General features: G+C 58.5%; 5 protein-coding genes. 3 read left to right on the top strand and 2 right to left on the bottom strand.

Going from position 1 to position 5,613, the window contains the following annotated elements; all coding sequences use genetic code 11:
- Nucleotides 1-222 precede the first annotated feature (222 nt).
- A complete protein-coding gene (locus RNA01_RS22785) occupies nt 223-768 on the top strand; it encodes a hypothetical protein (RefSeq protein WP_235916853.1) in 546 nt (181 codons plus the stop codon).
- On the opposite strand, the gene RNA01_RS22780 is transcribed toward RNA01_RS22785, so the two are convergent.
- Entirely contained in the window at nt 714-1,466 is a 753-nt protein-coding gene (locus tag RNA01_RS22780; RefSeq protein ID WP_147182386.1) for an IS6 family transposase, read from the bottom strand. The two genes, RNA01_RS22785 and RNA01_RS22780, sit on opposite strands and share 55 nt — an antisense overlap.
- Before the next feature lie 159 nt (nt 1,467-1,625).
- Here RNA01_RS22780 and RNA01_RS22775 point away from each other — a divergent pair, with 159 nt between their 5' ends.
- Both RNA01_RS22775 and RNA01_RS22770 read left to right on the top strand, forming a co-directional pair.
- Nucleotides 1,626-2,684 (top strand): TniQ family protein, encoded by a 1,059-nt coding sequence (locus RNA01_RS22775; RefSeq protein WP_147182387.1) that lies wholly within the window; start codon nt 1,626-1,628, stop codon nt 2,682-2,684.
- A 143-nt stretch (nt 2,685-2,827) separates the two neighbouring features.
- Nucleotides 2,828-5,215 (top strand): TOTE conflict system archaeo-eukaryotic primase domain-containing protein, encoded by a 2,388-nt coding sequence (locus RNA01_RS22770; RefSeq protein WP_210245810.1) that lies wholly within the window; start codon nt 2,828-2,830, stop codon nt 5,213-5,215.
- Between the two features lie 66 nt (nt 5,216-5,281).
- On the opposite strand, the gene scpB is transcribed toward RNA01_RS22770, so the two are convergent.
- The coding region (gene scpB, locus RNA01_RS22765) for an SMC-Scp complex subunit ScpB (RefSeq protein WP_147182384.1) at nt 5,282-5,613 on the bottom strand (332 nt) is incomplete at its 5' end.

Below are 5,613 nucleotides of genomic sequence, written 5' to 3'. Positions count from 1 at the left end.
AAGGGCGTTCAGGAATGAGCCGATGATTACCCGCGCCAGACCTCCATGGGTCTCTGCGGATTCCGAGCTGAAGCCGGCCGGCATTCCGATCAATTACCGGCCACCGTTCCGATTTGAAGCCGGCCACGATTCCAATCAATTGTCGGCCGTTTTTCGGCTCTAACGATACCCCCTGGGTCAGCAACTTTGGCATCAAGCCTCCCGGTACACGAGGAGATTTTGATGCCGGCGAAGAGAAGGCTGACCATGAGACAATTACGACAGATGCTCCGGCTTGCCGGAAGCGGAACAAGTAGCCGCGAGATTGCGGTGGTGCTCGGCGTTGCGCGCAGCACCGTGCAGGACAATCTGAAGCGGGCGGCGCTAGCGGGCTTGGCCTGGCCCTTGCCCGGCGAGCTGACCGACGATGCGCTCGAACATCGTCTTTTCGCCCGCGCCGGGGTCAAGCAGGGCCAGCGGCGAAGGCAGGAGCCTGAATGGGCTGAGCTTTCGATCGAGCTGAAGAAGCCGGGCGTGACGCTTCTGATCCTCTGGGAGGAATACCGCAGCGTCCATCCCGACGGTTACGGCTATAGCCGCTTCTGCGAACTGTTTCGCGGTTTCGAGCAACGCCTGTCGCCGACGATGCGCCAGGAACACGCCGCCGGCGACAAGGTCTTCGTCGACTATTCCGGAAAGAAGGTGCCGCGATTATCCCCTGAGCATCCTCATTTTCATGCTTTGTTAACCTTTTGCAGTCCGAAGAGGCGCGCAAGCAAATCGTTCTGATCGTTGATGGTCCATCCTCCGGAAAAGCCAAAGCCTTTCCTCAACCACAGCATCGCCTCGAAACCCGCGATGGTTCGCCGCGCCGTGTTGAAGGATTGGAAGCCACCGATCTTTGGCATGTTCTTCTTTACCCGGAAATGGTCGCTTTCGATGCCTTGCTGGAGATGCTTGGTGACATAATGCACGGGATCGGGATGGAGAAGCCCATCATCAACCGACGTTTTAATCGTTGACGGGAAGGTGTTGGCCCCGTCCGTCCCGATCCTGTTCGGCGACAACAAGGGTTCGTCTTTGAGCATCTTGCGGAAGAACCGCTTGGCGGCGTCGAGATCGCGCTTAGCGGTCAACAGGAAATCCACCGGATTGCCGTGTTTATCGATGGCTCGGTACAGATAGCGCCATTTGCCGCGGATCTTGACGTAGGTCTCATCGATCCGGACCGAGCCGCAATGGGGTCGCCGAAACTGCCGCAGCCGTTTTTCGATCATCGGCGCATAAGCCAATACCCAGCGGTTGACCGTGCTATGATCGACCTCAAAGCCCCGCTCGCGAAACATCTCTTCCAAGTCACGATAGCTGAGCGGGTAGCGCAAGTACCAGGCAACCGCCTGTACAATCAACCATGCCTCAAAATGCCTGCCTTTGAAGTCATCTTTCGACTGGCGCTTCAACTTCTCGGCAATAGCATTCAGAATCATGGGCTCGCTCCGCAAATTTCGGAGCGGCAAATTCCATGCCTATGGTCAACATACGGTTAAGCTTGATAATTTGCGACAGGCCCAAGCCAACATCGACGCGCTGCGCTATGTGCCGATCTCACAGCGGCGCAACTCCCCTCTGCGTCAGAGCCTTCTGTGATGGTCATCGATTCTCCCGGCCTGACAATCGGCATCCGCGAGCGATACCGCGATGTCGTTTCGGAAAAGTGGCCCGTCATCGTCACGCCGCAGGCCGACGAATTGCTATCGAGCTGGCTGCACCGACTTGCATTTGCGAACGGCATTGCGCCTCGACCGTTCGCCCGCGTACTCGGGCTTAATGCAGGGATGTGGTCGGCCGCCCTGGACCTCAAGCTCCCGGCCGACATTGCAACCCTTCTCCAAGCCCACACCGGGATTTTGGAAGACCAACTCTCGGCGATGTCGCTAGCTGGATCGCCGCTGAAGCCGCTCTTGCTGCCATTGCGAAACAACGGACGTCGCGACAGTTCGCGGTGGCTGCAGTTCTGTTCTCGATGCCTGGCTGAGGATGCACAGCCATATTTTCGGCGACGATGGCGGTTGGCAACCAAAGCTTGCTGTTCAAAACATGGTTGCGGGTTGCGCGATCGATGCCCATCGTGCCGCAGCCGTGTTGCGGCTTTCGATCAGACTGAACTCGTTCCGCAACATCATTGTGCCTGCTGCGGCTATGACCTGCGTCGGGCATCGATTGTCGGTGTCGGTCCAGAGGCAAAACGGCTTGACCGCTGCATCGACGATATCTGCCGACTGGAAGCGATAACCGGTTCGCTGCCAAGCGCTACCCTCGTTCGGGGCCTGCTTGGCATGCCAAGTGTTGCCGGTATTTATGCGACATCGTCCCTGACCAGCCTGTCCACGTCGACGCGGATTCGCTGCATCGAACGGCTCGCAATGCGACCCAGTGACTGGTTGACGGTCGATGATGATGTTGTAATCACCCATTGGCGACGGCTCATCCTGTCGGCGGGTGGTCACCTTCCCTTGATCACGCTGCTTGCGGATGCCCTCAAACGCCGTAGGCAGCAACCTTCCATCGCACGCCCTCCTCCGGCAGCAGAGATGTCAGGATTATTGGGTGCCTATGCGGGTATCAGGAGAAGTCCTCATCGTCGGTCGGCTCGAACTCACGACCGGCCCGGCGATCACCCAGTAGCTGGCGGACAGCGGGGTTAGTGGTGGTCCGGATGCGCGGTGTGGGACTTAAGCGCGAGCTGTCTTTGGTCTATGTTGACGCATGACAGGACTTTGGGAAGTGGACTGCGGCGTTGGCAGGTTGGGACGACACTTCTGAAGAGATTGCGCGGATTCGGCGACGCTTGGCTGATCTCGATGCTGAGCGTCTGGAGCTTGAGTGCACGTTAGAATCGCTGGAGAAAAAGGTCACATCCGATAGCTACTCGCCTGAACGGCCGTCGTCTGTCGATGCCCCTGTTACCAACAGCTCACCGTCAGTCGAGAAAATCGAGTTGTTCCGACGCCTGTTCGCGGGGCGTCCCGATGTCTTCCCAGTTCGATGGGAAAACAGGATGGCCGCGCGCTCCGGCTATTCGCCGGCCTGTTCCAACGAGTGGGTAAAGGGGATCTGCGGAAAGCCGAAGGTCAAATGCGGGGAATGTCCGCATCAGGCTTTCATTCCGCCCTCCGAGGATATCATCGAAAAGCATCTTCGCGGCGGCGATGCTCGCTCAAGCGACTTTGTTGCCGGCGTATATCCATTGCTGCAAGACGAAACATGCTGGCTCCTTGCTGCTGACTTCGACAAAGAAAGCTGGGCGGATGATACCAGAGCCCTGCTCGCCACCTGTCGTGCAAAAGGAATTGCCGCAGCCCTCGAACGGTCGAGGTCGGGAAACGGCGGCCATGTCTGGATATTCTTCTCAGAACCCGTTCCCGCGAAGATCGCCCGGCAACTTGGTGCCGCGCTGATCACAGAGACGATGGAGAACCGACCCGAGATCGGCTTCACGTCTTATGACCGTTTCTTTCCCAACCAGGATACGATGCCACTTGGCGGCTTCGGCAATCTGATCGCGCTTCCCCTGCAAAGGAAAGCCCGCGAAAATGGAAACAGCGTTTTTGTCGATAGCGACCTGCAACCCTACGATGACCAGTGGGCATACCTGTCGTCTTTACCCAGGTTGTCGGCGGACGAAGTCTTCAGGATCGCCGACGAAGCCGAATTGTCGGGGCGGGTCTTGGGCGTCCGGATGCCAGTCGATGACGAACATGCCGATGAGCCGTGGAAGATGTTGCCGTCACGTCGGAGCGAGCTGCGGCGAATTGAGGCTGCGATCCCGCAAAGCATCAAGGTCGTGATCGCCGACCAGGTTTACATCGATAGGACCGAGCTTCCGTCCGCGCTGATTGCGCAGTTCGTGCGCCTGGCAGCATTCCAGAACCCGGAATTCTATCGCGCGCAAGCAATGCGATTGCCGACATTCGGCAAGCCTCGGATCATCTCCTGTGCCGAGCTTCACCCGCGCCATGTCGCGCTGCCACGAGGCTGCTTCGACGAAGCGATTGAACTCATCAAGAGCCATGGCGCGACCGCCATTTTGGAGGATCACCGCGAAGACGGAGATGCGCTACCCGCCGGCGTCTCGTTCCAAGGGGAACTGCGACGACCACAATCGCGGGCCTTTGATGCTCTTGTGGCCAACGACAACGGCGTGCTCGCCGCGACGACCGCCTTCGGCAAGACAGTGGTCGCAGCTGCACTCGTAGCACATCGAAGCCGCAACACGCTGGTTCTTGTTCACCGCAGGGAGCTTCTCACCCAATGGGTAGAGCGTTTGAGTTCCTTTCTGAGCATCGACCCAAAGCAGATCGGCATAATCGGTGGCGGGAAAAGGAAGCCAACAGGGGTCATCGATGTGGCGCTGATCCAAAGCTTGGTTCGCAATGGCGAGGTCGATGACATCGTGGGAAATTACGGTCATTTGATTGTCGACGAGTGCCACCATCTGTCCGCTGCAAGTTTTGAACTTGTCGCTCGCAGGTCCAAGGCGCGATATGTCGTCGGCTTATCTGCCACCGTTGCCCGAAAGGACGGTCATCATCCGATCATCTTCATGCAATGCGGCCCTGTTCGCCATCGGGTCGATGCAAGAGTTCAAGCTGCCGAGCGTGGTATTCGCCACCGTGCCCGTGACCGTTCGACGAAGTTTGAGTTGCCAGCGTCACTCGCCTCGGTCGAGCGCCCGTCAATACCAGCAATCTATGCAGCCCTTGCGCAGGACCAAGGCCGAAATGACCTGATATTCGATGACGTGTTGAAATCTCTCGAGGCCAAACGTTCGCCCATCCTGCTGACGGAGCGTAAGGATCACCTCGATTACCTCCAGCAGAAGTTCTCGCCGTTCGTGAAAAATCTGGTGGTGCTACGCGGCGGCATGTCGGCGAAGGATCGCAAGCAGGCCAACACGGCCTTGAATGTCGCGGATGATGATGAGCGCCTGATACTTGCGATAGGCCGCTATATCGGGGAAGGCTTCGATGACGCCCGGCTCGACACGTTGTTCCTGACCATGCCGATCGCCTGGAAGGGAACTCTGGCGCAGTATGTCGGCCGTCTGCATCGTCAGCATGATGGCAAGCGGGACGTTTTGGTGGTCGACTATGTCGATAACACCGTTCCGGTTCTGGCTCGGATGGCAGCGAAACGACGCGTGGGTTATCGGGCGCTCGGCTATGTGATCGAGTAGCTGGCGCGGCTTAAGGTCAGTGGAGCGGCCATGGCAGTGCGTCATGCCCACCAAATGCGCTTACAGCTAGTCCTGCTCGCCGCCATCGGCGACTTCTTTCGCCAAATCTTCCCTCACAAGCGAATGCCGGCTAAGCAGCCCGTCATCCTCAAGCCGCTCGAGATCGGGCAGATCGCGCAGTGTTTCGAGGCCGAACGCCGAGAGAAAATGCCTGGTCGTCACATAGGTGTAGGGCGCGCCGTGTGTCGGGCTGCGCGGGCCGGAGCTGAGAAACCCGGCATCGCGAAGGCCGGCAATCATGTCGCGGCTTATCTCCTTGCCGAACATGTTGGACAACTCGCCGCGGGTCACCGGCTGCAAGTATGCGATCGCCGCCAGCACCACAGCCTCGTTTTCCG

This window comes from Paenirhizobium naphthalenivorans, from assembly GCF_007992095.1.
Taxonomy (GTDB): domain Bacteria; phylum Pseudomonadota; class Alphaproteobacteria; order Rhizobiales; family Rhizobiaceae; genus Allorhizobium; species Allorhizobium naphthalenivorans.
This window is presented reverse-complemented; position numbering and strand designations above follow the sequence as displayed.

What these genes read in the sequence shown, in the direction of transcription:
- RNA01_RS22785 (WP_235916853.1), top strand. Translation starts at nt 223, where the DNA reads ATGCCGGCGAAGAGAAGGCTGACCATGAGACAATTACGACAGATGCTC.
- RNA01_RS22780 (WP_147182386.1), bottom strand. Translation starts at nt 1,466, where the DNA reads ATGATTCTGAATGCTATTGCCGAGAAGTTGAAGCGCCAGTCGAAAGAT.
- RNA01_RS22775 (WP_147182387.1), top strand. Translation starts at nt 1,626, where the DNA reads ATGGTCATCGATTCTCCCGGCCTGACAATCGGCATCCGCGAGCGATAC.